At 63.8% G+C, this 22,386-nt stretch carries 24 protein-coding genes; 7 read left to right on the top strand and 17 right to left on the bottom strand.

All coding sequences use genetic code 11. The annotated features are described in order from the left end of the window. Positions 1-18: 18 nt before the first annotated feature. Genes ACUYMZ_RS18140 through ACUYMZ_RS18105 form a run of 8 tightly spaced genes read right to left on the bottom strand, consistent with a single transcriptional unit; the run spans position 19 to position 7,564 of the window. Positions 19-1,068: a zinc-dependent dehydrogenase gene (locus ACUYMZ_RS18140; protein WP_481605047.1), complete on the bottom strand. Its 1,050-nt coding sequence runs from the start codon at positions 1,066-1,068 to the stop codon at positions 19-21. After that, positions 1,065-2,132 carry a galactitol-1-phosphate 5-dehydrogenase gene (locus ACUYMZ_RS18135; RefSeq protein ID WP_426004301.1) on the bottom strand — a complete coding sequence of 356 codons (1,068 nt, stop codon included), beginning with the start codon at positions 2,130-2,132 and terminating at the stop codon, positions 1,065-1,067. The genes ACUYMZ_RS18140 and ACUYMZ_RS18135 overlap by 4 nt, the downstream gene beginning before the upstream one ends. Before the next feature lie 6 nt (positions 2,133-2,138). After that, positions 2,139-2,978 carry an SDR family oxidoreductase gene (locus ACUYMZ_RS18130; RefSeq protein WP_426004300.1) on the bottom strand — a complete coding sequence of 280 codons (840 nt, stop codon included), beginning with the start codon at positions 2,976-2,978 and terminating at the stop codon, positions 2,139-2,141. 45 nt (positions 2,979-3,023) lie between these two features. Continuing rightward, entirely contained in the window at positions 3,024-3,665 is a 642-nt protein-coding gene (gene eda / locus ACUYMZ_RS18125) for a bifunctional 4-hydroxy-2-oxoglutarate aldolase/2-dehydro-3-deoxy-phosphogluconate aldolase (protein WP_481605044.1), read from the bottom strand. Between the two features lies 1 nt (position 3,666). Beyond that, positions 3,667-4,563 (bottom strand): MBL fold metallo-hydrolase, encoded by an 897-nt coding sequence (locus ACUYMZ_RS18120; RefSeq protein WP_481605042.1) that lies wholly within the window; start codon positions 4,561-4,563, stop codon positions 3,667-3,669. Beyond that, a complete protein-coding gene (locus tag ACUYMZ_RS18115) occupies positions 4,560-5,387 on the bottom strand; it encodes an ATP-binding cassette domain-containing protein (RefSeq protein ID WP_426004296.1) in 828 nt (275 codons plus the stop codon). The genes ACUYMZ_RS18120 and ACUYMZ_RS18115 overlap by 4 nt, the downstream gene beginning before the upstream one ends. Then, entirely contained in the window at positions 5,384-6,463 is a 1,080-nt protein-coding gene (locus tag ACUYMZ_RS18110) for an ABC transporter permease (RefSeq protein WP_481605039.1), read from the bottom strand. Before ACUYMZ_RS18110 ends, ACUYMZ_RS18115 begins: the two co-directional genes overlap by 4 nt. Before the next feature lie 48 nt (positions 6,464-6,511). Next, positions 6,512-7,564 (bottom strand): substrate-binding domain-containing protein, encoded by a 1,053-nt coding sequence (locus tag ACUYMZ_RS18105; RefSeq protein WP_426004295.1) that lies wholly within the window; start codon positions 7,562-7,564, stop codon positions 6,512-6,514. A gap of 134 nt (positions 7,565-7,698) precedes the next feature. On the opposite strand from ACUYMZ_RS18105, the gene glmS reads away from it, so the two are divergent. After that, the gene (gene glmS, locus ACUYMZ_RS18100) at positions 7,699-9,609 is read left to right on the top strand and encodes a glutamine--fructose-6-phosphate transaminase (isomerizing) (RefSeq protein ID WP_481605035.1); all 1,911 of its coding nucleotides are present in this window, start codon (positions 7,699-7,701) and stop codon (positions 9,607-9,609) included. A 37-nt stretch (positions 9,610-9,646) separates the two neighbouring features. On the opposite strand, the gene ACUYMZ_RS18095 is transcribed toward glmS, so the two are convergent. After that, positions 9,647-10,423: an SDR family oxidoreductase gene (locus ACUYMZ_RS18095; RefSeq protein WP_426004293.1), complete on the bottom strand. Its 777-nt coding sequence runs from the start codon at positions 10,421-10,423 to the stop codon at positions 9,647-9,649. A 249-nt stretch (positions 10,424-10,672) separates the two neighbouring features. On the opposite strand from ACUYMZ_RS18095, the gene ACUYMZ_RS18090 reads away from it, so the two are divergent. After that, a complete protein-coding gene (locus tag ACUYMZ_RS18090; protein ID WP_442424397.1) occupies positions 10,673-11,977 on the top strand; it encodes an MFS transporter in 1,305 nt (434 codons plus the stop codon). A gap of 78 nt (positions 11,978-12,055) precedes the next feature. Next, the gene (locus tag ACUYMZ_RS18085; protein WP_426004291.1) at positions 12,056-13,060 is read left to right on the top strand and encodes an alcohol dehydrogenase catalytic domain-containing protein; all 1,005 of its coding nucleotides are present in this window, start codon (positions 12,056-12,058) and stop codon (positions 13,058-13,060) included. A gap of 80 nt (positions 13,061-13,140) precedes the next feature. Here ACUYMZ_RS18085 and ACUYMZ_RS18080 read toward each other — a convergent pair whose 3' ends face one another. From ACUYMZ_RS18080 to ACUYMZ_RS18060, 5 genes are all read right to left on the bottom strand, one after another. Next, positions 13,141-13,905 carry an SDR family NAD(P)-dependent oxidoreductase gene (locus ACUYMZ_RS18080; RefSeq protein WP_481605030.1) on the bottom strand — a complete coding sequence of 255 codons (765 nt, stop codon included), beginning with the start codon at positions 13,903-13,905 and terminating at the stop codon, positions 13,141-13,143. A gap of 30 nt (positions 13,906-13,935) precedes the next feature. Further along, positions 13,936-15,024: a 1-phosphofructokinase family hexose kinase gene (locus ACUYMZ_RS18075; protein WP_481605028.1), complete on the bottom strand. Its 1,089-nt coding sequence runs from the start codon at positions 15,022-15,024 to the stop codon at positions 13,936-13,938. Between the two features lie 17 nt (positions 15,025-15,041). After that, the gene (locus ACUYMZ_RS18070) at positions 15,042-15,974 is read right to left on the bottom strand and encodes a transketolase family protein (RefSeq protein ID WP_481605026.1); all 933 of its coding nucleotides are present in this window, start codon (positions 15,972-15,974) and stop codon (positions 15,042-15,044) included. Continuing rightward, complete coding sequence (locus ACUYMZ_RS18065) at positions 15,971-16,864, bottom strand: transketolase (RefSeq protein ID WP_481605024.1); 894 nt, start codon at positions 16,862-16,864, stop codon at positions 15,971-15,973. Before ACUYMZ_RS18065 ends, ACUYMZ_RS18070 begins: the two co-directional genes overlap by 4 nt. An 82-nt stretch (positions 16,865-16,946) precedes the next feature. Further along, the gene (locus ACUYMZ_RS18060; protein ID WP_481605022.1) at positions 16,947-17,978 is read right to left on the bottom strand and encodes a zinc-dependent alcohol dehydrogenase; all 1,032 of its coding nucleotides are present in this window, start codon (positions 17,976-17,978) and stop codon (positions 16,947-16,949) included. 169 nt (positions 17,979-18,147) lie between these two features. Here ACUYMZ_RS18060 and ACUYMZ_RS18055 point away from each other — a divergent pair, with 169 nt between their 5' ends. Next, on the top strand, positions 18,148-18,957 hold the full coding sequence (locus ACUYMZ_RS18055; RefSeq protein WP_426004284.1) for an IclR family transcriptional regulator: 810 nt from the start codon (positions 18,148-18,150) through the stop codon (positions 18,955-18,957). Further along, positions 18,957-19,697, top strand: coding sequence for an IclR family transcriptional regulator (locus ACUYMZ_RS18050; protein WP_442424400.1), 741 nt, complete (start codon positions 18,957-18,959; stop codon positions 19,695-19,697). The genes ACUYMZ_RS18055 and ACUYMZ_RS18050 overlap by 1 nt, the downstream gene beginning before the upstream one ends. Here ACUYMZ_RS18050 and ACUYMZ_RS18045 read toward each other — a convergent pair. After that, positions 19,694-20,152 (bottom strand): hypothetical protein, encoded by a 459-nt coding sequence (locus ACUYMZ_RS18045; protein WP_481605020.1) that lies wholly within the window; start codon positions 20,150-20,152, stop codon positions 19,694-19,696. The two genes, ACUYMZ_RS18050 and ACUYMZ_RS18045, sit on opposite strands and share 4 nt — an antisense overlap. Before the next feature lie 235 nt (positions 20,153-20,387). On the opposite strand from ACUYMZ_RS18045, the gene ACUYMZ_RS18040 reads away from it, so the two are divergent. Continuing rightward, a complete protein-coding gene (locus ACUYMZ_RS18040) occupies positions 20,388-20,717 on the top strand; it encodes a DUF3040 domain-containing protein (RefSeq protein ID WP_426004280.1) in 330 nt (109 codons plus the stop codon). Positions 20,718-20,723: 6 nt separating this feature from the next. Here ACUYMZ_RS18040 and ACUYMZ_RS18035 read toward each other — a convergent pair whose 3' ends face one another. Continuing rightward, positions 20,724-21,197: a hypothetical protein gene (locus ACUYMZ_RS18035; RefSeq protein ID WP_426004279.1), complete on the bottom strand. Its 474-nt coding sequence runs from the start codon at positions 21,195-21,197 to the stop codon at positions 20,724-20,726. 75 nt (positions 21,198-21,272) lie between these two features. Then, a complete protein-coding gene (locus ACUYMZ_RS18030; RefSeq protein ID WP_442424402.1) occupies positions 21,273-21,929 on the bottom strand; it encodes a CG0192-related protein in 657 nt (218 codons plus the stop codon). Between the two features lie 104 nt (positions 21,930-22,033). Here ACUYMZ_RS18030 and ACUYMZ_RS18025 point away from each other — a divergent pair, with 104 nt between their 5' ends. Continuing rightward, on the top strand, positions 22,034-22,378 hold the full coding sequence (locus ACUYMZ_RS18025; RefSeq protein WP_481605017.1) for a hypothetical protein: 345 nt from the start codon (positions 22,034-22,036) through the stop codon (positions 22,376-22,378). The last annotated feature ends 8 nt before the right edge of the window (positions 22,379-22,386 follow it).

Here is a 22,386-nt window from a genome sequence, read left to right as displayed (position 1 = left end):
TAACTGTGGGCCCGCGCTTCACTTCGAGTCGAAAAGGATCATGGCTTTCATGCCCGCGCCCGATCCTGCGTAGTCCATGGCCTTCTCGATGTCATCCAGTGTGAAGGTCTCCGTCACCAGTGGCGAGAGGTTCAACCGGCCTTCTCCGACGAGCCGCAGCGAGGCGGCGTAATCGGAGTTGCTGGAGCCGGTGGTTCCCGTCAAAGTGAGGCCTTGGTAGTGGACGCGGTTGGTATCCACGGGAACCCCCTGGGCCTTGCCGAGGCCGGCGAAGAAGTTCACCCGCCCGTGCATGGCCAGCAGGTCCACCGCTTCAGCCTGGACTTCCGGTTTGGAAACGCACGTCAGTGCGACGTCCACGCCCCGGCCGGACGTTTCTTCCGCCACCACGGACGCCAGCTCGCGCTCGCCCAGGTTGACCAGGACGTCAGCCCCAACGGAGCCTGCGAAGTCGAGCCGTGCCTGGCGGTTGTTGGAGACGATGACCTTGGCGGCGCCGTAGAGCTTGGACAGCATCACGTGGCACGCCCCGATCGGCCCGGCTCCCATGACCAGCACGGTGGTTTCGGGTCCGACGTCCAGCTTGCTGATGGCGTTGTAGCAGCAGGACAGCGGTTCCACCAGGGCTGCCTCGGCATAATCCACGGTATCCGGAAGATGGAAGACGTTGCCGCGTTCAATGGCGAAGCGCGGAATCAGGACGTATTCCTGGAAACCACCGTCCATGGTGATGCCGAATGCCTCGTAGGACGGGCACATGTTGTTGAGTCCCACCAGGCAGCTCGCGCAGCGTCCGCAACCTACGTTGGGGGTGACACTGACCCTGTCGCCCACGGCATAACCGGCAACTTCATCCCCGGCCGAGACGATGTCGCCGGCAAACTCGTGGCCGAGGACCCTCGGCGTTCCTTCCGGAAGCTTGAAGTGGCCGTTGGTGGCGATGCGGCGGTCCGTACCGCAAATGGATGCCGCGCGGACCTTGATGACAATGTCACCGGGTCCGGCCACCGGACGGTCAACCTCGTCCACAGTGATGGTGCCGGCGGAGTGGAGCCTTGCAGCCTTCACTGTGACCGCACCTCCTCCTGCGCTTCTTCGGAGACCGCGAACAGCACCTTGTTGTACCAAATGGAGCGGTCGGTGAGTTGCCGGAAAAGTCCCGGGGCCTCTTTCAAGGGACGGACGTGGCTGATGAGCTCCTCCACTTTCAGGTCTTTGCCCAGATGCGCGATAACCATGTCCCACTCACTGTGGCCCTTGGGGGTCACTTTGGCGTTCCACGTCCCGTAGAGGCGCAGTTCCCGGCGCAGCAGGGAGGATACCTCCGCCTTGGCCAAGTGGAGGTCCCCGCTCAAGTCACCGAGCAGCACTACCTGCCCCTGGACGGAAGCGGCGTCGATGGCCTGGACCAGTGCCTTCGGGTTCCCGGTGGCTTCCACGGTGATCTGCGGTCCCCAGCCGTCGGTGGCAGCCCGTGCGAGGTCGGCGGTGTCGCCGGTCCTCGCGTCGAGGACATCGAACCCCAGCCCGGACATGATCTCCAGTTTCCGGTCATCGATATCGGCCACAAGCACCCGTGAACACCCCAGGATCCTGAGCCACTGGGCCGCCAAGGCACCAATGGGACCTGCTCCGATCACCAAGGCCGTGGCGTGGGTAGGGATGTCCAGTTTGAGCATGGCGTGCAGGGCTACGCCTGCCGGCTCCACCATGGCTGCGTGCGTCAAGGGAGTATTTTCCGGGACACGGAAGATGCTCTTGGCCGGTACCCACATCCGTTCGGACATGGCACCGTGCCGTCGGGAGCCGAAGTAGTCGTACCCGGTGCCCAGGGCGTGTTCACCGATTTCGGACATCGGGTCCCCGTGCTGGTGCAGCAGGGGAAAGACTGCAGCGCGGTCACCGGGCCTGAGCCCGGAGTCCGTGGGGGCTTCCTCCACGATCGCGGAGAACTCGTGGCCGAGCACCAGCGGATAGTGGTACGCCTTGCCGTGGCCGTAGCGCAGCACGTCGGAACCACAAACCCCGACGGCGCCGACGCGCACCAGGACGGGGTCCTCGCCTACAGGCTCGGGCTCAGGGATGTCCTGGTACTCCAGGTCATTGAGTCCATTGAGAATGGCAGCCTTCATGACAGGCTAGACCTCCATGCCGTAGCGGTGTGCCTTGTGGGTGGGGTACAGGGCGATCTGCGGAATGGTGACGTCCGGTGTCCGGGTTGCCACGTAAAGGGTGATCTCGGCGACGTTGTCCACCTCGATGCAGCTGGCGTGGATGCCTTCCTCGATTTCCTTCTTGTCCAGCCAGCCGTCGATGTAGGCGGGAACATCGCCGTCGTAAAGTCCCTTGTCGATGATTTCGGTCATGGGGGTCTTCACATGGGACGGGTTGATGACCGTGACGCCGATCTTCTTGTCCTTGCCTTCCAGCAGGATGTTCTTGCTGAAACCCATGAGGCCGTGCTTGGACGCACGGTAGGGGCTGTGGCCCGGGCCGGAAGCGACGCGGGCCGACGAGGAACCCATGTTGATGATGCGTCCACCGTTCTCCTGCTTCTCCATGATGCGGAACGCTTCGCGGCACATCAGGAACACGGCGGTCAGGTTCGGGTTCAGGGTCTTGTTCCACTCGTCCAGGCTGACGTCCGTGACGGGCGGGGCGAGGGAGTCGCGGCCGGCGCTGTTCACCAGGAGGTCCACGCTGCCCCAGTTGGTCTTGGCCCAGGCGAAGAGGTCGATCACGGACTGCTCGTCGGTGACGTCGGCCAGGATGGAGTGGACTTCGCCGCGGCCGTAGCCGCGGATGCTGGCGGTGACCTTGTCCAGGCGTTCCTCGTCGATGTCCACCAACAGGACGTTGCTCTCGTTGGCAGCGAAGATGCGGGCCACGGCCTCGCCGATGCCGGATGCCGCGCCGCTGACGATTGCGACCTTGCCGCTCAGCGCCACGCCGTTCTGGGGGACGTATGTTTCACTCATTGTGGTTCTCCTTGTAATAGGTGGTTTTGATGGGATCGGTGGCCGTCAGGAGGACGCCACTGAAGGGGATGCCAGGCGCACGGCCTGGCTGGCTTTGCTGCGGATGTCGTCCCAGCGCCGGCCGGAGATGTCGGCCTTCGTGGCGATCCAGGAACCGCCGCAAGCGGCCACGTTGGGCGCCTCCAGCCAGGCCTCCACTGTTGAGGCGGTGATGCCACCCGTGGGCATGAACGTGACATCCGGATAGGGCGCGGCAAACGCTTTGACGAGCGGCAGCCCGCCCACGGCTTCGGCAGGAAAAAGCTTGAGCAAACGGAGGCCGAGGGCCCGTGCGGCTTCAATTTCCGTGGGTGAGGTGACCCCGGGAATGATCGGCACGCCTGCCGCCTGTGCCCTGCCAACCACCGCGGGATTCGTCCCCGGCGAGACCAGGAAGTGGGCGCCGGCGTCGACGGCTGCGTCCACATCCGCCTCGGAAAGGACCGTGCCGGCACCTGCCAGCAATCCGGGCACCTCACGTACCATGCGTGCAATGGCCTCGGCCGCGGCCGGTGTCCTGAAGGTCACTTCAGCTACCGGCAGTCCGGCCTCCACCAGCGTTTGCCCCAAGGGGACAGCATCGGCGGCGTCGGCGATTTCGATGACGGGTACGATCCGAAGTCCACGGAGCGATCTTTCGAGGTCCATGTCAGCGTCCTTCCAGCTGTGCGGCGTGGTGGGCGGACTCGATGACGTGGCATGGGCCCACATCGGGGAGGGTCCATTGCAGGTCACCGGCCACCTCGCCAAGTTCGCGGGCGGCTTCCTCGCGGGACACCGTATTGAAGTCGAACAAGCCGAAGTGGTGGCCAACGACGGCGGGAATCGCCGCCTGCTTGCAGAGGGCCGCTGCTTCGTGAACTGTGAAATTGCCGGGAACGCCGTTCTGCAGCCTGTGCTTGTCGCGTCCGTTGATGGGCAGCAGGGCAAGGTCCACGGCGTGGCTACGGAGTAGTTCCGCTTGACCCTCATAAGGGACGCAGTCGCCGGAGTGGTAGATCCGCAGGCCGGCGATGTCCAGGATGTAGCCGAGGAAGACCGAATCGCCGTTGGCGTCGACTTCGAGCTCTTCATGGGCTGCCGGTACGGCCGTGACGGTCACGCCGTCGCCGAGGTCCACTACGTCCCGGGCGGTGACGGCACGCAGCCGGTCCTCGGGAACGTGCCGGGCCAAGGCGACCTCGCGCCGTGCCCTGGGCGCCACGAACACGGGGGAGTTGTGCGCCAGCAGGCCGGCGACCGTGTCCGGGTCCAAATGGTCCGTGTGGGCGTGGCTGTGCAGCACGGCTTCCACACCGCGCACCTCCGCCGGGTCCACGGGCACTGGCTGGAGCCGCGTGTGCGGGAACAGGGTTCCGGCGTACTTCTTTGCAAGGCTGTCCGAAAGGTACGGGTCCAGCAGGATTCGCCGCCCGGCATATTCAAAGGCGAAGCCCGCTTGGCCAAGCCACCAGAAGCGGAGGCGGCCGTCGTCGTCGGCTGCTTGGGTGAGATGCCCGACGTCGGGCCCGTCACTTTCGGCACGAACAGTGAAGTAAGCGTTCATCGGACGGCCAGCCGGGCTGGGAGTGCTTCGGGATCGTGCCCCTCGGGCGGTGTTTGCGCACCGGTCATCAGCGACACAGCGTCGTTCATGGTGATGTCCGTTTTCTGGACGCAGGCGATGCGGCGGCCCAGCCGTTGGACATGGATCCTGTCCGCTACTTCGAAGACGTGGGGCATGTCGTGGCTGATAAGGATGACGGGGATGCCGCGGTCCCGGATGCCCGCGATCAGGTCCAGAACTTTGCCTGATTCCTTGACGCCCAAGGCGGCTGTGGGCTCGTCCATAATGATCACGCGGCTGCCGAATGCTGCCGCGCGGGCAACGGCCACCCCTTGGCGTTGGCCTCCGGAGAGCGTCTCGACCGCTTGGCCGATGTTCTGGATGGTCAGCAGCCCCAGGTCGCCCATGATCCGGGCGGTTTCACTGCGCATTTTCTTGTGGTCCAGCATCCGCAGTCCCCATCCCAGCGGGCCGGGCTTCCGGATTTCGCGGCCAAGGAAGAGGTTCGCGGCGATGTCACGTGCCGGGGCCAGGGCGAGGTGTTGATAGACCGTTTCGATGCCAGCGCTGCGGGCGTCCAAGGGCGAACGGAACTTCTGCGTGGTGCCATCAACCTGGATTTCGCCTTCGTCCGGGATCAGCGCACCGGAGAGCGCCTTGATGAGGGAGGATTTACCGGCACCGTTATCGCCGATCACTGCCAGGACTTCGCCGGGGTAGAGGGTCAGGTCGGCGCCTGCCAGGGCGGTGACGTGACCGTACCGCTTCACGAGGTTCCGTGCCTGGAGGATAGGCTGCGTGGTGAGGGTTGGGTTCGAAGTCATCCTGCGACCTTTCGGGTCCACTGGTCCAGCCCGACGGCGACGATGACCAGCACTCCTGTAGTGAATACCTGCCAAAGGACGTCGACGCCTGCCAGGGTCAGGCCGTTACTGAAGACCCCGATGATGAGGGCGCCCAGGAGGGTGCCAAGGACGTTCCCGCGGCCACCGAAGAGGCTGGTTCCTCCGATGACCACAGCAGTGATGCTGGCGAGGTTGACGCCTTCTCCTGAGAAGGGGCTGACGGATCCGACGCGGCCGATGAGCAACCAGCCTGCAATGGCGCAAATGATCCCCGCCACGACGTAGACGCTGAGCAGTACGCGAGTGGTGCGTATGCCGCTGAGCCGGGCTCCTTCGGCGTTGTCGCCTACTGCGTAGATGTGCTCGCCCCACGCGGTGCGCTTGAGGATGAACGCAACAGCGACGAAGCTCAGCAACACCAGGATGGACCCGTATGTGACCGGTGCTCCGAGGACCCGGAACGTTTCGCCCGGCCACAGCAGCAAGTCCGGCAGGACGTTGGCCTTGATGGTCTGGCTGCCTGAAGCCAGCAGGTTCAAGGCCGTGAAGATGCTGAGCGTTCCCAAGGTGGAGATGAACGGCGGGACACGGAAACGCGTCACCAGGATGCCGTTGAGGAAACCGCAGGCAGCACCCGTCGCCAACGCAATAACCAGCGCGACGACGGCGGGAAGCCCGGCTTCGGCGGCCAGCTTGCCGGAGATGACGGTGGTGAAGACCATAACGGCGGCGACGGAAAGGTCGATGCCGGCTGTCAGGATGATGAGCGTTTGTGCGATGCCCACCATGCCGATGATCTGGACCTGCTGGAGGATGAGCGAGACGTTGAGGGGATCGATGAACCGTGGGCCCACCATCGCGGTGAAGACGACGCAAGCGAGGATCAGGACGGCCGTCGGCCCCAGGAGGGGGTGGGCGTGCAGTTGGCGCTGGATCTTCCCGAGCAACGGGACGGGTGGCTGGTCATCAAGGCGCTCGCCGACCCTGCGTTGGGCCGGTGCCTCGGCGTTCTTGGCAGGCGCCGGGCTGCCGGGGGTCGCGGATACTGACTTCATTGTTGTACCTTCGCTGTTCAATGAACGGTGTGGTCTGGCTGCCTGGCTTTAGCCCCAGCAGTTCTCCAGGCCCCAGGAAGTGGGTTCGGAAGTGACACCGGGTGCGGCTTTGTCCGTGATGAGCGTGACGCCCGTGTTGGTGAAATCGAGGCCATCCGTGGTGGCGGGCTTGGTGCCGTCCTCCAGGTAACCGCTGATGGCTTGGAGCGCGTCGCTGGCCATCTTGATGGGGAACTGCATGGACGTGGCGCCGATTGCCCCGGCCTTGACGTCATTGACGCCCGGGCAGCCGCCGTCGATGGAAACCACCGTGACCTGCCCTTCCAAGCCGGCGGCCTTGATGGAGGAGTAGGCGCCTGCCGCGGCAGGCTCGTTGATGGTGTAGACGAGGTTGATGGTGCGGTCCCTTTGGAGGAGCTTCTCCATGGCAGCCCGGCCGCCGGCCTCGTTTGCGTTGGTGACTTCATGCCCCACGATCCGGGGGTCCTTTTCGTCGCCTATCTTGTTCTTGTCCGCGACATCCACGCCGAACCCCTGCAGGAATCCCTGGTTTCGCTGGACATCCACGGCAACCTGCGCCGGGCTGAGGTCCAGCATGGCGATCCTTGCGGGTTTGTTGGCAAACTGCGCTGCGGCCCATTGCCCGATCAATACGCCGGCCTGGAAATTGTCGGTCGCGAACGTCGCGTCGGCAGCATCTGTCGGGTTAGTGGGGGAGTCGAGGACTGCCACGAAGACTCCTGCGTCCCGGGCCTTCTTGATGGCGGGGAGGATCGCTTCAGAGTCTGAGGGGGCAATCATGATGCCCTTGGCGCCACGGGCTACAAGATTCTCGATCGCCTTGACCTGCGAGTCGTTGTCGCTCTGGCCCTGGCCGGAGAGGGACTGAAGGTCGAAGCCCAATTCCGCTGCCTTCTTCTCGGCACCCTCACGCATCTTCACGTAGTAGGGGTTGTCATCGGTCTTGGTGATGAGCCCTACGAGTGGCTTGGACTCGGCTGCGGAGGAGGAGCAAGCGGCCAGGCTTGCCGTGAGGCCGGCCGCGGCGATGAAGGCGGCTGCCTTGGCTGTCATTCCACGCCGTTGTGTACGAGCGGTCATTTCGAGGCCTTTCTGTCGAGAGAACTCTCTGCTGGGTGTTGGGGAGGGGGTGGTGTTGATCACAACCTTAGCAGGAATTTTCTACCAATCAATATAGCTTGGAAGAAATTTCCAAGCTCGGCTAGGCTGGGCCCATGTGTGGAATCGTTGGTTACGTCGGCAGGTCCGACTCAGTTCAAGCTCACCGGCAACGTGCCCTGGATGTGGTCATGGGCGGCTTGCGCCGCCTTGAGTACAGGGGGTACGACTCGTCGGGCATCGCCGTTCAATCGGCAGGCGGGGTCCATATCCGCAAGAAGGCCGGGAAGATCGGCAACCTCGCTGCGTTAATCGATGAATCGCCGGTTCCGGGCGGTGAGGTTGCAATTGGGCACACCCGTTGGGCGACCCATGGCGCCCCGACGGACGCCAATGCCCACCCCCACCTTGCTGATCGGGGACGGCTGGCAGTGATTCACAACGGGATCATCGAGAACGCTGCAGCCTTGAGGCTGTCGCTCTCCGGCGAGGGGCATGTCTTTTCCTCTGAGACGGATACCGAGGTGGCTGCCGCCCTGCTCGCGCAGGCGTACCGGTCCGCAGTCGATGACCGCGGGCCGGTCGCCGTCGATGACAGTGATGACCTGCTCGTTGGCGCCATGCGCAGCGTGTGCCGGCAGTTGGAAGGTTCCTTCACGCTCCTGGCAGTCCATGCGGGGCATCCCGGGCTGGTGGTGGCCGCACGGCGCAACTCGCCGCTCGTCGTCGGAATTGGGGACGGCGAAAACTTCCTGGGCTCCGACGTCGCGGCCTTTGGTGAATTTACCAGGCGTGCCGTTGAGCTGGGCCAGGACCAGGTTGTCGCCGTCACCGCGGACACCGTGGCGGCGACCGACTTCGACGGCGTACCGGTGCAGGTCACCGAAGTGGCAGTGGACTGGGACCCCGTGGCAGCATCCAAGGGCGGCCATGCTTCCTTTATGGCCAAGGAAATGCTGGAGCAGCCCGAAGCTGTCCGCCGGACCATCCAGGACCGCATCGGCATTGACGGATCTGTCCGACTGGATGGGTTGGGCATCGAGGAGTCCACGTTCGCCGGGATCAACAGGGTGGTGGTGGTTGCCTGCGGTACGGCATCCTACGGCGGGCAGATCGCCAAATACGCAATCGAGCGCTGGTGCCGGATACCGGTCGAAGTCGATCTCGCCCACGAATTCCGATACCGCACGCCCATGCTCGATGCGCGGACGCTGGTGGTGGCCATATCGCAGTCCGGAGAAACCATGGACACCTTGATGGCGGTCCGTTACGCCCGGGAGCAGGGCGCCGTGGTGCTGTCCATCTGCAACACGCAAGGATCGACGATTGCCCGTGAATCGAACGGCGTCCTCCATACGCTCGCCGGACCCGAAATTGCCGTTGCTTCCACCAAGGCCTTCCTTGCCCAGGTCACCGCCAACCTCCTCCTGGCGCTGTACCTGGCCCAACTTCGGGGCGGCGCATTGCGGGAGGAAACCTTTGCCGTGGCCAAGGAGTTGCGGAGCATCCCGGACCTGATCCAGCGCACGCTCGACCGTGCGGGCCGGATCAATGCCTTGGCCGCAGACTTGCGGGAGGCAACATCCGTACTCTTCATTGGGCGGCATGTTGGATTCCCGGTGGCTTTGGAGGGCGCCCTCAAGCTCAAGGAGCTCGCGTACATCCATGCCGAGGGGTTCGCGGCGGGCGAGCTGAAGCATGGCGCGATCGCCCTGATCGATGAGGGTCAGCCGGTCATCGTCATTGTTCCCTCGCTGAGGCACAGCAGCCTTCTTCACGCGAAGGTCATGTCCACCATCCAGGAGGTCAAAGCACGCGGTGGATGGGTGATTGCCGTGGCGGAGGAAGAGGACGGGGTTGTTGCGGAATGGGCGGACGAGGTAATTGCTGTGCCGGGGTCGTCACCGCTGCTGGCGCCCTTGCTGACCACGGTTCCGCTTCAGCTCTTTGCTGCAGGCCTTGCCGCTGAAAAGGGACTCGACGTTGACCAGCCACGCAACCTCGCCAAATCGGTCACGGTGGAGTAGTAAAGGGCCGCCCGCTGAGGTGGGCGGCCCTTTTGCCTTAGCTCCGCATGGAGGCCGGAAGTTCAGGGGTGGCCGCCTGTGTGTTGCTCAGGGACTGCAGCCGGGTGGCCACAACGCTGATTTCGGCGATGTTGGTCCGGGGTGGCAGACTCACGGCGCAGTGGACCGCCTCCGCGATGTCGTCAGGGTGGATGGCCCAATCGCGGACTTCACGCGGCGGCGGGCTCGGACGAAGGTCCAGGATGGGGGTGTCCACGATGCCCGGCAGGATGCTGCACACGCGGATGCCGTTGCCGTGCTCATCCCGCGAGGCTCCTCGTGCCAGGCCCAGCAGCGCGGCTTTGGACGCGCCGTAAGCGGCGCCGCTGTGGTCCGGCCAGCTCGCGGCGATGCTGGAAATGATGACCACGTCCCCTTGACGTTCGCGCAACTGGTCAAGCGTTGCCGAGAGCAGCGTGAAGACACCGTAGACGTTGGTTTTCATGATCTGGTCGAAGCTCTCATCCGTGAGCTCTGCTACCCGCCGGCGCGGAACGTTGGTCCCTGCGGCGCAGACAAGGATGTCGATGGGGTCGGATTCCGCCAAATGTGCTGCGAGGCTCCGGGCGCCAGCAGTGTCGGAGACGTCCAAGGCGTGTGCCACAAAGCGGCCGTCGGCGAGGTGTCCAGGACTGACTTCGTTGAGGGCTTCCTGTCGACGTGCCACCCCGTGCACCCGGGCGCCGGCCGTGAGGAGCCGGCGGACCACGCTGGCGCCAATACCGCTGCTTGCTCCGGTAACAAGGGCTACTCTGCCCTCAAGATTCGTGTCCATGGGTCCTCCTTGCGCCTGGTTTGGCGTTTTCTTGTTCGGGAATTGGGCTGGGAGGCGGGGCCTTCCTGCCATTTTTCTAAATTATCACTTGACAGACATTTTGTCCGCATGGTGATGTTGATTGCAGAAAGTGAGCCTTCCGGCCCACATCCCGGCCGATTCTGCCTCGCCCAGAGGGGCAGCACATCGTGGCCGGGTCACTACCGAGTCCAAGCCACCTAACGTGGCTTCCCAACGCGGGAGCATTCAATGACGATTGTTGAGCAGAACGCAGCCCAGCAGGGGATCAGCCCCGAGCGGCTGCGTCTACAGCGCAAATCCTTGCTCGCCACCGGAGTAGGCAACCTGCTGGAATGGTTCGACTGGACCATCTACACCGTTGCCTCGGTCTACATCGCCGGCAGCCTCTTCGACTCCGGAAATCCCATGTCGGCGCTGCTGAGCACCCTGGCCGTTTTCGCCGTCGGCTTCCTCATGCGGCCCATTGGCGGGCTGGTCTTCGGCCCGTTGGCCGACAAATTGGGCAGGCGCAAGGTCCTGCTGACCACCATGTTCCTGATGGCAGGGGCCAGTCTCGGCATCGCCCTGATCCCGTCTTACGCCGCGATCGGGAGCTGGGCATCCCTGCTCCTTTTGCTGGCCCGTCTTATCCAAGGCTTTGCCCACGGTGGCGAGTCGACGACGTCCTATGCCTACATCGCGGAGATCGCGCCGCCGAAGCGGCGCGGCCTGTGGTCGAGCTCGGTCTTTATCGCCGTGGGGTCGGGTTCCCTGCTCGCCACCTTCTTCATGGCCATGCTGACGGGTGTGTTCAGCAAGCCGGAGATGATGGAGTGGGGATGGAGAATTCCGTTCGCAGCAGGCGCCCTGTTGGCTGTCGCAGCGCTATGGCTGCGCCGGGGCATGATGGAAAGCGAACACGTAGCGGGTGCTCCCGAAGCCGATGCAGCGCCAGCGTGGAGCAAGAAGCAAGTGGTTGCCGCCGGCGTTAAGCTGTTCCTGTATGAGGCCGGGGCAACCTTGACCTACTACACCTGGGTTACCTCGGCAGCCATTTACGCAATCGGAGTCAAGGGCATGGACCCAGGCCAGGCCTTTGTGATGAGTGCCGTCGCCCAGGTGGTCTACATCCTGTTCCTCCCTGTCTCGGGTTGGATTTCCGACCACTGGGGCCGCAAGGTCACTACGCTGATCTCGCTCGTGGGCATCGCGGCCACCGTTTTCCCGCTGTGGGGTTTGATGAGCAGCGAGCCGTGGACGTTGCTTGTCGCACAGACCGCAGGGCTCTTGTTGGTCGCCTTTATCACTGGTTCCAAGCCGGCTGCTATCTCGGAACAGATCCCCACCCGATACCGCACCCGCATCTTCGGAGTGTCCATCTCCCTGGGCGTCGCCATTTGCGGCGGCACCGCGTCCTACCTCAGCACCTGGCTCAACTCGATCGATATCGGCTGGGTCTTCAATCTCTACGTCATCGCCGTAGCAGCCATTTCCACCGTTGTGGTCCTGAAGTGGAAGAACAACTCCGGCAAGCCCTTGGACCAGATCCAATAACTCCGCTCATCAGATACACGGACAGTTCCCGGCGGTGCCCCAGGCCCCCGGGAACTGCCGCATTCCGGAAGGAAAACAGTGAACTTACCGGCATCAGCGCCTGCCGCCGTCCGATCATCGACAGCCCCTCACAGCGTCACCGTTGGCATGAAGGACCTGCTCGCGCCCGGTGCGGGCGAGGTTCTTGTCCGCACCCAATACTGCGGATTGTGCGGGTCCGATCTTCACATCTGGAATGGCGACGACGGCTATGACTGGGTGCCCTGCGGCACCACTTTGGGCCACGAGATTGTGGGAACTGTGGTCCGCGATGGGCAAGGTTTTGCGGCGGGGGACAGGGTCACCGCGATCGCCCAGTCGGGGTGTGGGGACTGCCCTTCGTGCTTGGAGGACTACGCGAACGGCTGCGACGGAAAGGTCACCTTGGGCTTAACGCGCGACGGCGGTGCCGCGGCCTACGTCCGGATCCCGGCTTCCCAGTTGCTGGCCGTGCCCCCAGGAGTCCCGTCCAAAACGGCAGTTCTCACCGAGCCACTGTCCGTTGCCGCTCGCGCCGTCGCCAGCAGAGGCAGGATCACCTCAGAAGACGCCGTGGTGGTCAGCGGGCCAGGAACGATCGGCATTCTGGCAGCTCTGGTGTGCGGATATCTTGGGGCCCGCGTCCTCCTGAAGGGTACGGCGCGTGACGTCGCTGATCGTGCGCGCCTCGCGGCCCGGCTCGGGTTGGACTTGGTGGAATCAGTGCCCGGAAGTTTCAGGCCCACGGTCTGGATTGAGGCCGCCGGCGCGTCTGCCGCCCTGGATGATGCCGTAAGGGAACTGCCTGTGCGAGGCCGCTTGGTGATGGTGGCCCTCTATGGAGAGCCGCCCGTGCTCGCAGCCAACGATGCCGTGCGGAAGGAACTCGACATCATCACGAGCTACAGCTCACACCGGCCTGACTATGAACTGGCGCTGGCAGTTCTGCAAGCGCACCCGGACTTAGGGGAGCTGATGGTTGAGACCGTCCCGCTCGCCGATATTGCTGGTGCCTTCGAAAAGGTGGGCAGGGGCGCCTCCCCCAAGGTCGCCGTCGTGCCTTGAAGTAGTCTGGACCGCGCCGCAAACGTAAAAGGCCGCAGCTCCCGGGAAGCCCGGTGGCTGCGGCCCTCTTGTATGGTCAGTCAGTCGAATGTCCCGTCGATGGTAAGCCCGCCGTCTACCTTGACCACTTCGCCGTGAATGAACGATGCGTCCGGGGACAGCAGGAAAGCAATCACGGAGGCGATTTCCGATGGTTCCGCCAACCGGCCCAGCGGCGTGCGTCCCAGGAGGGTCTGCTCGCTGAGTGTGCCGTTCCGTAAGCCGCTGCGGACCATTTCGGTGTTCACATAGCCTGGAGCCACCGCATTGACGCGGATTCCATGCTTACCCCATTCAACGGCGAGGGTCCGGGTCAGGCCCAGCATTCCGGTCTTCGCCGTGGAATAGGCAGAGCGGCCCGGGAGCCCGAACGTGGAGCCCACTGAGGCGATGTTCACGATCGAACCGCGGCTGGCTTTCAGCAGTGTAAAGCCGGTCTTCGCCATCAGCATGGAACCCGTCAGATGGATGTCCAAAAGACGCCGCCACTGGGCGATGTCCAGCTCTTCAGCGGGTTGCCGGAGGATGTTGCCGGCGCAGTTGACCAGGCCGTCCAAACCGGCGGTCTCCTGGGCCACAGAGGCAAAGAGGCCTTCCACGCTGGTCTCGTCCGCTACATCCACGCCGAAACCGAGATGGGGTGCGTACGTTGGTGCTATGCGGTTGAGTTCCTCGGCGAGATCTTTGGCGGCCCCCTCGTTGAGGTCGGCTAACAGTACACGCCAGCCCCTTGCGGCCAGGGTATGCGCTGCACGGGCGCCTATTCCTTGGGCGCCACCGGTGATCAGGGCAGTACGTGGTTTCATAATGTGCTCCTTTGTGACATCGGTTGCGCCTTAGGCCACGCCAAGGCGGAAGTCTTCTTCAGGGTCTTGGACTGGCACCGCCGGCGCGCCGGAGAGGCTGCCGAGTGCCGTCGTTGTACGTGCCACGGCCAGGGCGCCCCAGGCAGCGGACCTGGCCAGCGCTTTCGAGAAAGACCACGCACGGTTGCGCGGCCCGTTCGGGCCTTCGGGTTCCGAGCAGGCCTCGCTCAGGAATCCGGCCAGGGCGGCGTCTCCGGCGCCTGTTGTATTGACCACCGGGGTCCTTGGCGCCCGGGCCCAGAGAACACCGTCGGGTCCAGATCCAATGAGCCCGTCCGCCCCCATGCTGGCCAGGACCGCCCCGACGCCGGCCCGCCGGAGCGCTTCGGCCGCACGGACTACGTCGCCGACTGTTGTCAGTTTCCTTCCGGAAAACGCTTCAAGCTCGGGAACGTTGGGTTTGACCAGATCAACGAGGCCTGTTGCGGCCCAGCGGCTCAGATCGGGGCCGTTGACGTCCAAACAAATCTTGGTGCCGACAGCCCGCGCCTGACGAAGGAGCCAATCAAGATCGGCCGGTTGGCCGTCCTCCGTGACCGGCAGGGCACCTGCAACCACAAGCCAGTCGGCATCCAATGCCAGGACCTCCCGCAGCGTCGCTTCGCAGATGGACCGCCATTCCCCCAGGGGCAGCATTCCGGGGCGCTGGTTCGCATTGGTTGTGGTGCCTCGGGAGTCCACCAGCACCGTGTTGACCCGGAAGGACGTGGAAACGGGAACGGTTGAAACCGGGGCCGACACCGACTGCAGAAGTGCAGCCTTGGTCCTGTCCGCTTCGCTGGCAGGGATCACGGCCATGGTGGGGTTGCCTGCCAGATTGAGGGTGCGCGCAACGTTGATGCCGTTGCCGCCCAAGCCCTCCTCGACGGCGGTCGCACGGTTGACCTTACCGGGAACCAGGTCCCTGAAAAAGTACACGCGGTCAACAACGGGCGACGGCGTCAGCGTCACCACCCGCTGCTGGCGCAACCTGGGTGGGGCGGTCGTGACGGGGTGGTCGCCACCACGGGACCGGTAGACCAGACCGCCGCGGGTGGTTCTGTGCGTGAGGCTGCTCATGCTGTTTGCACCTGCGGCTAGTCGTCAGCCAAGGCGTGCCGGACCTGCTCGGCCACCCTCTGGGCTGATAGGCCGTACTTGTCCAGCAGGTAGGCATTGGGGGCCGACTCGGACCAGGAATCCGCCAAACCCAATCGGGTGACGGTTTTTCCCAAGGTGGTGCTGGTTACCAACTCGCTTACCAAGCCACCAAGGCCTCCTATGATGCTGTGCTCTTCGATCGTGAAGGTCGGTGCCGGTCCGGAGAGTGCGGACAGGAGAGCGGCTTCGTCGACGGGTTTTAGACAGGGAACGTGGACGACGCGGACTTCGAGTCCTTGTTCGGTCAAGAGCCCTGCGGCATCCATCACCCGCGAAGTCTGAACACCCGTGGACACCAGAATGGCGTCGCTTCCTTCGCGCAGTACATGAACTTCTCCGGGGGTAAAGGCGTGGCCGGGATCGAAGACGTCGGCCACCGCGTCGCGGGCGAGACGGAGATAGACCGGACCGTCGTAGTCCGCCGCCCACCGGATCGCTGCCTCCGCTTCCGCCGCGTCGGCAGGGGCGATGACCGTCATGCCGGGCATGGCCCGCATGATCGCGAGATCTTCGATGTCCTGGTGCGTTTTGCCGCTGCTGCCGTTGAGGAGGCCCGCATAGGAAGCCGCAATCTTCACGGGTGCACCGGTTTGGGACACGAGCATACGGATAGGGTCCAGGGCACGGTGGGTCAGGAAGACTCCGAAAGTGGACAGCCAGGGCCTGTAACCAAGCGTTGATAGGCCAAAGGCCACACCTACCATGTTCTGCTCGGCGATGCCGATCTCAAAAAAGCGGTCCGGGAATGCGTCTGCGAACAGGTCGGCCTTGGTGGAGGTGGCCAGGTCGCCGTCAACCAGGGCCACCCGGTTGTCGCTGCGGGCAAGGTCCACCAGGGTCTGGCCCCAGACATCGCGTTGTGCTTTCACTTTGCTTCTCCTTCGAATGACTGGCCGAGTTCTGCAGCGGCAATGGCCAGCTGTTCCGGGGTGGCAACCCCGTTGTGCCACTTGTAGGTTCCCTCCGTAAAGGAGATGCCCTTGCCCTTGATGGTCTTTGCAAGGATCACGGTCGGCTTGCCCGAACCACGGGCCGTGCGGACCTGGTCGAAGGCTCCCTGGATCTCATTGAAATCGTGTCCGTTGATGCTGACCACATTCCACCCGAAACCATTGAAGACGCCCTCAAGGTCCACCCCTGCCCACGGGTTTGAGCGGTCGAAGCGGTCGCCGTCTTCGGTCACCGGCCACCCGTATTGTTGGAGGCCGTTCAAGTCGATGATTGCGGTGAGGTTATCCAGCTTGAAGCGCCGGGCTGTGTGGACTGCCTCCCATACCATTCCCTCTTCCAGCTCTCCGTCGCCCAGCATCACCCAAGTGTGGAATCCGGCCCCGAGCTGCTTGGCCGCCATAGCCATCCCTGCCCCCGCCGAAAGGCCCTGGCCCAGCGACCCGCTGGACGAGTCGACCCCCGGTGTGAGTTTCATGTCCGGGTGCCCTTGGAGTCGGGAACCGCCCTGATCGAAGGTAGCCAGTTCCTCGAGGGGAAAGTAGCCGCGGAGTGCCAGCACGGCGTAGAGCCCGATCGCGCAGTGACCTTTGGACAGGATGAAACGGTCCCTCGTTGGATCGTCCGGTTGTTGGGGGTCGATGGCGAGCTCATTGAAGTAGAGCGACACCAGCAGGTCCATGGCCGAGAGCGGGCCGCCGATGTGACCCGCCTTGGCTTTGGCGACGGTTTCGACAACGTGCCAGCGGCCGGCGGCCACCAGTTGCTGGAGTTCGGCCGTGCTGGTCCGGGTTGCGTTCGTATTCGACATGACTTGTCCTCGTTGATCGTGTCAGCAGTCTGTACCCAATTATTATCGTAGAACGGACTTTAAGTCCATCCCACGATAAAAGCTAATTGCTCCTGATGAGGACTTTGACGGCACCAGTGCCGGAACGAGCCTCCGCGAAAGCTTTCGCTACGTCGGCAAGCGCATACTCCGAGACGGGAATGTCGGCCAAGGGCAGGACTCCGCGGCTGATCAGCTGGACGGCTCCGGCGAAATCGTCGGGCTCATAGACGCGCACCCCGATGATTTCCTGCTCTGCGAAAGCCAGTTCCCGGAGGTCCACCCCCGTCGGGCCGTGATGGACGGCCACAATGACTATCCGACCCCGGACGGGTGCCACTTCGGTGAGGCGCGGGGTGACGCTGTGGTGGCCCGCGCAGTCAAAAACGACGTCGGCGCTTCCGTCGTGATGCAGGCGGGCCACGGGCGCTTGGTCGGGGGTGAGGGCGGTGAGCCCGAGAGACTCGACCACCTGCCGGCGTCGTACGCTCGGTTCGACTATGCCAACCACCACGGCGCCCGCGTGCCGCGCGACCAGCGCGACCAGAATCCCGATCGGTCCCGCGCCGAAGATGAGTACGCGATCCTGGGTGGCAACCCGTGCCCGATGCACGGCGTGCACGGCCACCGCGAGCGGCTCCGCGAGGGCGGCCTCCCCGGCGGGAACCGGGCCCGCAAAGGGGGTAATGTTCGAGATCGGCACTGCCATGAGTTCTGTCATCGATCCCGGAGCGTCAATGCCGAGTAGCCTCAGGTTTCGGCATACGTGGGGAAGTTCCATCGCGCAGGCTCCGCAGTTGCCGCATGGCAGGAGGGGGTTGACTGCCACCATGGTGCCTGTCGGCAGGCCGCTACGGCCCGGCCGCTCGATGATCCCGGTCATCTCGTGTCCCATGACCAAGGGAAGTACAGCGCGGGGGTGCGCGCCATCGACAATGGGAAAGTCCGATCCGCAGATGCCTGTGTAGGTGATGCGGATCAAGGCCTCATCGGGTCCTGGTTCAGGTGGCGATACAGGCTGAATGGCAAACTGACCCGGTCCTGTGAGAACTGCCGCGCGGCTCTTTGTGGCTGCGGGACTGGTGATGGTGGACATTGCGACTCCTTTTGCTTCGGGTGTTTAGGGCGGTTGATGACTAAAATTATCAATGAGCAGACATTTGGTCCACAATGCGAGAAGATGAGTAGGTCGCCATGCTTGCGTCTCGGGGCGCGCCTTCCGTATCGTGAGTCATGGTCTTTGTCCGCTACGTGAGAGGTTTCCAATGTCGGAAGCAACAGACCCAACCGGCGGAATGAACCTCGTCACCAAGTCGGCCGCTGTGCTCCAAGCAGTCGCCGACGCCGGTGAACTTACGGTGGGCGAGTTAGCGGAACGCACCGGCGAACCGGCGAGTTCGTTGTACAGGCTGCTATCGACGCTCCAAGGAATCGGTTGGGTGGAGGATGGTTCGCGTCGCGGAAAAACGCGGCTGGGCATCGATTTCATTCGCCTGGGGGCCAAACTCGAAGCCCAACTGGATTTGCGGGAGTTGGCACGTCCCGAGCTGGAAAGGCTGCACACGGCGACGGGCCAGACGGCATTCCTCTGCATACGCCGGGATCTTCGGGCAGTGTGCATCGACAGGATCGACGGCCTTGACGTGCAGATCCACAATCTCAGGTTGGGTGAGTCCATGCCCCTGGGGCAGGGCGCCGCGCCCAGGGCCATCTTGGCGTTTGAATCGGATGAAGTGGTGGAGCGTTACCTGCATGAGCTTCCCGAAGACGAATTCTTCGGACCCGTGGCGAAGAACGCCGATGATCTCCGCCGTCGTCTTAAAGAAACAGCGGCCGACGGCGTCGCCGTTGCCCACAGCGACTGGGGCCAGGGAATCGGCGGCGTTGGAGCTCCGATCTTCAACCACGCCGATGTGGTTGTCGGGGCCTTATCCATCAGCGGCCAGACCCACAGGCTCTTTCACAGCGGATATGACCCGGTGGAAATGGTCATGTCAGCCGCCGCGGCGGTCAGCCGCGCACTGGGAGCTACGAGCACGGCACTCGTCCCCGCCAAAGAAAGCGTGCGCCTCTGATGTCTCCCAAGCCTATTAAAGTCATGGCCAACAGTGCCGATCTGCTGAACGCACTGGCAGATCAAGGACCCCTGGGCGTCGCGGACATTGCCGATGCCATCTCCATGCCGCGGCCCAGCGTCTACCGTCTGCTGGACGCGCTGGCCCACGTAGGCCTGGTCACGGTGCGGGAAGACGGGCGCGCCCAGCTTGGCACCGGGATCCTTCACCTCGCCTCTGCGGCCCTCAACGGAATTCCGGAGGTCGGGGCGGCGCGCACCGTGATGCAACGGCTCAACGACCTGACCGGCCAAACCGTTTACCTCTGTGCCCTCCGGGACAGGCGAATAGTCTGCCTGGACTGGGTCGAGGGCACCAAGGTCACGCTGATGTTGCTCAAACCCGGAGGAAGCCTCCCGCCCCACGCCGGCGCGACTTCCAGGGTGATTTTGGCTTACGACGATTCCTTGAGGAGCCAGGTCCTGGACACGGTGCCCCTTCAGGAGTTCACGCCCCTAACGCTCACCAGCGCCGAACAGTTGGAGGCCGATGCTGCCCTGATCCGCGAACGTGGCTACAGTCTGTCTGACGAAGACGTAACCATTGGTGTTGCGGCGCTTGGGGTTCCGTTGTTCGACTCCAAAGGCCTCCTGCGGGGAGCCCTTTCCGTCGCTGGGCTGCGGGACGACGTCCTGCCGCACCAGGCGGAGTACGCGGACGTGCTGCGCAAAGCTGCCGACGAAGTCGCGCCAAAGCTCTAGGCGCCTGTGTTTCTGGCCCAGCTGACCGCGACCTTGGCCGCCCCTTCTTCCGTCCGTTCAACGTCTACCGCGATCTCGGACTCGGCAGCCCCCATATCCCGGATCTGCTGCTTGTAGTCCTCGATATGGGCTTGCAGCGACTCTTCGGTCCATTCACCCGGACGCATCCTCGTGGAGATTTCCACTGGCTCGGCCTGGGGCACAAGAAGCTCTTCGGGCTGTTCGGCTGTGGTTCCTGTACTTTCCGGTGCGTGTGCCGTTGATCCGTGGGGTGCACGGCGGTTTAGAGGCTCAGGGTCTCCGCCGGGGGCCATCATGCGCCATGCGAAAAAACCGCCGGCAACCCCGGCGAGCAACCCGGTGGTGATCAACCACAGGGCGCGGCTGGTGCGTCGGCGGGGTCCAGAAACAAAAGTGCCGGGTTGGTTGGAATCGGTACTGAATCGTCGTGTCACGGTACCCAGCTTTCGGTTGGCGAGGTCACTGTCCTTTCGCTAAGCATACTTAGGGTGAGCTGTCGCCCAAACCCCGCCGCCTTCGCACCGCGACCACAAGTTCCTTCAGGACCTGTGGATAGTGTCCGGAATTCGACCGATAATGAAGTCAAGGCACGGCAAGCAGCCGCACGTGCCGCTGGCTGGAGCGTTGGCGCCGCAGGCGTGGAGTGCTCGTGTAGTGAGGATGATTCCGATGTCGTTATCGGATGAGGAGCGCAGGAGGCTGGAAGCGCTTGAGCGGGATCTCGCTGCAACGGATCCCGATCTGGACCTCCAACTGAAATCCGGTCGTCTCCGGGGGACAGCCGTCCGCAACGCCCTGGGCGCGGGGTCGATGCTGGCCGGCTTTGCCTTGGTCATCACCGGAATCATTACCCAACTGGTCATTGTGGGAGTGGTCGGTTTCCTGCTGGCCGGCACCGGCGCCTATGTGATTCTCAGCCGCCTCGTGTTCCGGCGGAGAGTCCGCATGAGCGATGAGGGCCAAAGCGAGCAAGGCCTCAATGGCAGGTCCGGCCAGTAAAGTCCTTCAGTACGTCTCGGGTGGGACCTCGCCACCCGACGCCTGCTCGGTGGGCTTCACCGGGGCAGGTTCCCCCGGCGGCATCAACATCCGCCAGAAAACCACCGCAGCCGCACCGATACCTGCGGCTGAAAGGAAGATCAGCCAGCGCGCAGGCCGCGACGGGCGGGCCGGTGCAGCGCCAAACCGGGCTGCGCTTCTGCTCAATGCCTGTGTCCTCCCGGCCTGCGAGCGCAGCGCCCGGCTTGCCTTGACCACGGCCTTCGCAGCAGTTCGTCGGGCTTTCCTGGCGGATTTGCGGTTACCGGTGAGCGTAAGCACCACACCATGGACCACGCCGGGAACGTCGGCATGGTTGATGCGGCCCAAGGCCCACCTCACCACGGCATCTGTTTGTGATGACGTTCCCTCCGCCGCGTGCCTTACCCACTCGCCTGCAACGTCCTGGACTGCGGGAATGATGTCTTGCGCTTTGTACACGTGAACCCCTCACGTCGGTTGATGGCCCCGTTGCCAGCCTACGCTGCCCTTTCGGCGGCGAACAGGCGGCGTTCCTCAGTTGCGGACTACGGCGGCCAGTTCGACTGGTCCTTCCAGGCCTTCCCACGTGCCCTGCAGCGTGAGCTCGTGGTGGAGTTCAGGTGCTGCCGCGGAGGCGGAAGACAGCTCAGCGGGGACGTCCACTACCCGGGCGATCTTCAGTCGGAGTCCTCCTGCATCGATGACGGTCACTCCGCTGCCTGAAACCGGCGCCGAGGCGCTGACGGTGGGGACACCGCCGTCGAGCGTGCCGCTGCCTTTCACCGAAACCGTGCTGGGCCGCGGTTCCAAGGTGCCGTTGTTGTCCACGAATTGCTCCGCCTGTTCCTGGCCGGTGAGGATGGCTGTTGCCAGGGCTTTGACGTAAACGGGGTCGGCACAGGCGTCGTACACCCAGCGTTTGCCCAGCACGGAGTGCTCCATGGTTCCGACGAGCCATTCCTCGGCGCCGGCCAGTTCGTAGCCCCGGTAGCTGAGAGGGACCTGGTAGATGCGGTCGCCTGCGGCAACCACATGCGTCTCAAGTCCTACCTCCCCGGCGGGATCGTCAAAGCGGTACGCACCCACGAGTTCCGGGGTGCCGTCCTGGATGAACCACGGCTGCTTGGGCAGGTAGCCTGCGATGAGTTCGAGCTTGGTGGGGGACAGGGTTGCTTTGTGAAGGATCGCCATGGCACCCAGCCTAGGGCAGCCCGGCGGGGCATCCGAAGTCAAAGCGGCACACGCGGCTCAACACTCTGACTACAATCAAAGGGACGTCGACCACTGAGGGAAACATGAAGAAACTCACCACTGTCCTGATCGCTGCCGGGCTGCTTGCCACGGCCTCCGCCTGCTCTTCGCCGCAGCTGACCACCGCTGAAACCTGTGACCGGGTGGGTGTCGCCGTCGCCAGCCTCCCGAGCAACGCCAGCAAGACCGCAACCATCCGTGTTGCCAATGCAATCCGTCCCATCGAGCCCGTAGCCTCCGAGGACATGAAGCCCGTGGTCAAGGTAATCCTTGAATACTCGGACGAGTTGGTGAAGGACGAGGACCACCGCGACGAAGCGAAGATGGGCGAACTGTCCGCTGCCTACCAGGAAGCCGGCACCAAGTACGGCGAACTCTGCCGCGGCTAGCACCACCC

The organism is Arthrobacter sp. T572 (assembly GCF_056780115.1).
The sequence above is the reverse complement of the archived record's forward strand: the minus strand, read 5'-3'. Positions and strand labels throughout refer to the sequence as shown.

Excerpts from the sequence above, each read along its gene's own strand:
- ACUYMZ_RS18040 (WP_426004280.1), top strand. The coding sequence starts at position 20,388 with ATGTCGTTATCGGATGAGGAGCGCAGGAGGCTGGAAGCGCTTGAGCGG.
- ACUYMZ_RS18135 (WP_426004301.1), bottom strand. The coding sequence starts at position 2,132 with ATGAAGGCTGCCATTCTCAATGGACTCAATGACCTGGAGTACCAGGAC.
- ACUYMZ_RS18120 (WP_481605042.1), bottom strand. The coding sequence starts at position 4,563 with ATGAACGCTTACTTCACTGTTCGTGCCGAAAGTGACGGGCCCGACGTC.
- ACUYMZ_RS18080 (WP_481605030.1), bottom strand. The coding sequence starts at position 13,905 with ATGAAACCACGTACTGCCCTGATCACCGGTGGCGCCCAAGGAATAGGC.
- ACUYMZ_RS18115 (WP_426004296.1), bottom strand. The coding sequence starts at position 5,387 with ATGACTTCGAACCCAACCCTCACCACGCAGCCTATCCTCCAGGCACGG.
- ACUYMZ_RS18075 (WP_481605028.1), bottom strand. The coding sequence starts at position 15,024 with ATGAGCAGCCTCACGCACAGAACCACCCGCGGCGGTCTGGTCTACCGG.
- ACUYMZ_RS18095 (WP_426004293.1), bottom strand. The coding sequence starts at position 10,423 with ATGGACACGAATCTTGAGGGCAGAGTAGCCCTTGTTACCGGAGCAAGC.
- glmS (WP_481605035.1), top strand. The coding sequence starts at position 7,699 with ATGTGTGGAATCGTTGGTTACGTCGGCAGGTCCGACTCAGTTCAAGCT.
- ACUYMZ_RS18090 (WP_442424397.1), top strand. The coding sequence starts at position 10,673 with ATGACGATTGTTGAGCAGAACGCAGCCCAGCAGGGGATCAGCCCCGAG.
- ACUYMZ_RS18055 (WP_426004284.1), top strand. The coding sequence starts at position 18,148 with ATGTCGGAAGCAACAGACCCAACCGGCGGAATGAACCTCGTCACCAAG.
- ACUYMZ_RS18060 (WP_481605022.1), bottom strand. The coding sequence starts at position 17,978 with ATGTCCACCATCACCAGTCCCGCAGCCACAAAGAGCCGCGCGGCAGTT.
- eda (WP_481605044.1), bottom strand. The coding sequence starts at position 3,665 with ATGGACCTCGAAAGATCGCTCCGTGGACTTCGGATCGTACCCGTCATC.
- ACUYMZ_RS18105 (WP_426004295.1), bottom strand. The coding sequence starts at position 7,564 with ATGACCGCTCGTACACAACGGCGTGGAATGACAGCCAAGGCAGCCGCC.
- ACUYMZ_RS18065 (WP_481605024.1), bottom strand. The coding sequence starts at position 16,864 with ATGTCGAATACGAACGCAACCCGGACCAGCACGGCCGAACTCCAGCAA.
- ACUYMZ_RS18130 (WP_426004300.1), bottom strand. The coding sequence starts at position 2,978 with ATGAGTGAAACATACGTCCCCCAGAACGGCGTGGCGCTGAGCGGCAAG.
- ACUYMZ_RS18110 (WP_481605039.1), bottom strand. The coding sequence starts at position 6,463 with ATGAAGTCAGTATCCGCGACCCCCGGCAGCCCGGCGCCTGCCAAGAAC.
- ACUYMZ_RS18050 (WP_442424400.1), top strand. The coding sequence starts at position 18,957 with ATGTCTCCCAAGCCTATTAAAGTCATGGCCAACAGTGCCGATCTGCTG.
- ACUYMZ_RS18030 (WP_442424402.1), bottom strand. The coding sequence starts at position 21,929 with ATGGCGATCCTTCACAAAGCAACCCTGTCCCCCACCAAGCTCGAACTC.
- ACUYMZ_RS18025 (WP_481605017.1), top strand. The coding sequence starts at position 22,034 with ATGAAGAAACTCACCACTGTCCTGATCGCTGCCGGGCTGCTTGCCACG.